This is a genomic window from Eggerthella sp. (assembly GCF_048329335.1).
Lineage (GTDB): Bacteria > Actinomycetota > Coriobacteriia > Coriobacteriales > Eggerthellaceae > Eggerthella > Eggerthella lenta.
In genome coordinates this window covers 1-2876 of sequence record NZ_DBFEGU010000137.1, presented here as the reverse complement: position 1 = coordinate 2876, position 2876 = coordinate 1, and the positions used below count along the sequence as shown (strand labels likewise).

The 2876-nt window shown below is 62.1% G+C and carries 3 protein-coding genes; all 3 read right to left on the bottom strand.

Going from position 1 to position 2876, the window contains the following annotated elements; all coding sequences use genetic code 11:
• Positions 1 to 789: ABC transporter ATP-binding protein (locus ACMO6A_RS04195; RefSeq protein WP_418470824.1), on the bottom strand; the 789-nt coding region annotated here is incomplete at its 3' end.
• A complete protein-coding gene (locus tag ACMO6A_RS04190) occupies positions 789 to 1784 on the bottom strand; it encodes an extracellular solute-binding protein (RefSeq protein ID WP_009304103.1) in 996 nt (331 codons plus the stop codon). The genes ACMO6A_RS04190 and ACMO6A_RS04195, both read right to left, overlap by 1 nt.
• A 122-nt stretch (positions 1785 to 1906) precedes the next feature.
• On the bottom strand, positions 1907 to 2743 hold the full coding sequence (locus ACMO6A_RS04185; protein WP_114550241.1) for a LicD family protein: 837 nt from the start codon (positions 2741 to 2743) through the stop codon (positions 1907 to 1909).
• Positions 2744 to 2876: the final 133 nt, after the last annotated feature.

Genomic DNA, 2876 nt, shown 5'->3' with positions numbered 1-2876 from the left:
ATCCATGAAGCGGGCGAGCGAATCCATCTTGATCCGCAGGTTCTTCACCACGAAGTCGGCGACGTAGTCGTCGGCCGGGTTGGCGATGATCTCGTCGGGCGCGGCCAGCTGGTGGATGCTGCCCTCGCCCATCACCATCACGCGGTCGGACAGCGCGAACGCCTCCTCCTGGTCGTGGGTGATGTACACCATCGTGGTGCCGAACTCGCGCTGGATGCGCTTGAGCTCGAGGCGCAGCGACAGGCGCGTCTCCACGTCGAGCGCGCTCATGGGCTCGTCGAACAGGATGACCTCGGGGTTCAGCGCCAGCGTGCGTGCGATGGACACGCGCTGCTGCTGGCCGCCCGAAAGCTGGCGCACGCTCTTGTCGAGGTGCTCTGCAAGCCCCAGCTGCTCCAGCACGCCCTGCGCGATCTCACGACGACGCGCCTTCAGCTCGGGCTTGAACTTCAGCGCATACTCCACGTTTCCACGCACGGTCATGTTCTCGAACAGCGCGTAGTTCTGGAAGACGATGCCCATGCCGCGGTCGTCAGGAGGCGCCGTGGTGATGTCGCGCCCGCCGAGCGTGAGCGTACCCTCGTCGGGCATCAAGAGGCCGATGAGGATGCGCAGCGTGGTGGTCTTACCGCACCCCGACGGGCCAAGGATGGAGAGGAACTCGCCGTCCAACACGTCGAAGTCCAGCGCGTGCAGCACTTCCTTACCGTCGAAGCGCTTCACGAGGCCGCGCGCGGACAGCTTCTTCGGCGCGCCGCCGGCGGCCGGCGCCTTCGATTCGTTCGTCATCAGTACTTCCATCTTCCCAGCAGCCTCTTCTTCTCGTCGGGGTCGGTGATGCCCGTCATGTCGGCGTAATCGATGTCGGTCGGGTAGTTCGGGATCTCGGCCTTGAAGTCCGCGAGCACCTGATCGGGCACGTAGGTCTCGTTGTCGATCTTGACGCCCTCGGTGGAAAGCCAGTCGAACACCTCGCGCACGGCGGCGCGCGAGCCTTTGCCTTCGACGATGCCCATGCCGTATACGGCCCACGGCGCGCCCTCCTCGAAGAACAGCACCTTCAGCGGCACGCCCTGGTTGATCTCGGACACGGCCTGAAACGTCATGCCCAGACCGATGGCGGCCTCGCCCTGAACGAGCGCGTTCACCGGGCCCGATCCCGATGAGGTGAACTGGTACACGTTGTCGGCCAGACGGTCGAAGTAGTCGAACGCCTCGTCCTCGCCCCAAGCGTTCACCAGACTTTTGACGAAGTTATAGCCCGTGCCCGACGATTTTGGATTCGGCATCGTAACCAGCCCTTTGTACTGAGGATCGGTCAGATCCTCGTAGCTTTGCGGGGCCTCGAGGCCGTGCGCGGAAAGCGTCGTCTCATTCACGGCGATGCATGCGCTCTCACGCGCGAAGGGAAAGTAGCGATGGTCGGGATCCACCAGGTCGGCGCAGTAGCGCTTCGCATCCTGCGCGGGAAGCTGGTCGAGCCACTCCGACACCTGCTTGATGTAACCGCCTTCGAGGTCAAGCACGATGTCGGCCTCCGATTGCGAACCCTCCATCCTCAGCTTCGCGGCGCAGTTGCCCGTGGGAATGTAGTGCAGGCGGATGTCGTACTCCGGGAAGCGCGCGTGCATCGCCGTGATCAGCGACTCGTTGCGCACGCCTTCGGCACACGAGTAGATGACGACGGTGCCGTCGTTCGCCGAGCTGCAGCCGGGCAGCGCCAAGACGGCTAGCGCGCCCGCGGCAATCCAGCAGAACCTTCTTCGTGAAATTGCCGCGACCATACGCTCCGCTTCCTCGTCGACCCTATCGAACAGAAGAGGAAAGCATAGCCGATTTGTTCAATACTGTAAAGTGTCTGTACGTTTTGAACATAAGCCTATCGGGAACTTCCGATCCGCAGCGCCTAATCGCTTCCGAAGTCGAGCTCAATTGGAGCATGGTTGCGACGAGCCTCAATCGGGGGCAATTCCCTCCAACTCGAGCCGTATACCCTCTCAAGATAAGACTCCGCTCGAGCGGGAACGGGAAACGAGAACCCTTCGAACAGCATCTCACGACCAGGTGAAAGCTCGTCCGCAGGAAACGCCGAATCAGTAACGTATGCCATGCTCATGTAATCACTGCCGGGGCGCTCCGAACCTCGAAGCGCCCAAGCCTCGAACGACCGCACGACACGCTCGTGGCTCAAAAACGCCTTTGCGCCCACATGGGCAACCGAGCAAGCACCTCTTTCAAGCGCGCCGAGGATGCCGCTATGGGGCACGGTCACATGCCGGGCATGCAGCAAGTAAGACGCGCTTTGCCATGCTCGACATCGCCGAATCTGCCGAGTGGCGACGCCCTCATCGGAATGGAGGACGTCGTACGGGAACACGTCCACGAAGATGCCCTGGTCGATTCCGGCCTCCATGGTTTCCGCCGTGAAGAACTTCGTACCACGCTTCCACACCTTCGCGAACATGCCGGCGCAACGAGGGTTCGTCCGAGGCTCGCACACCGCATACCCTTGCCCGAGCGCTTTCGGAGCGACCTTCAAGAAGCGCTCGTAATCGGGTCGAAGCATTCCCACGTCGACGTCGTCGTCCCACGGAATGAAGCCTCCGTGCCGCACGGCGCCCAAAAGCGTGCCGCACTCCAGGAAGTACGGTATGCCTTCGGCTCGGCATACCGAATCGATGTCGCGGAGGATGTTCAATTCCGCAAGCTGCAGCTTCCTCAGCACGTCCTGTTCGTATTGCACCGCTTTCGCACCTTCCCTTGCTTTTTATTGGGTTTCAGCCAGATCCAGATAGTACGATTCGAGCCATGCGGCCGTGTCGCGGATATCGAAACCCGACAGGCGCACGGCCGCGGCAGCTTCCGCCCGGTCGAAG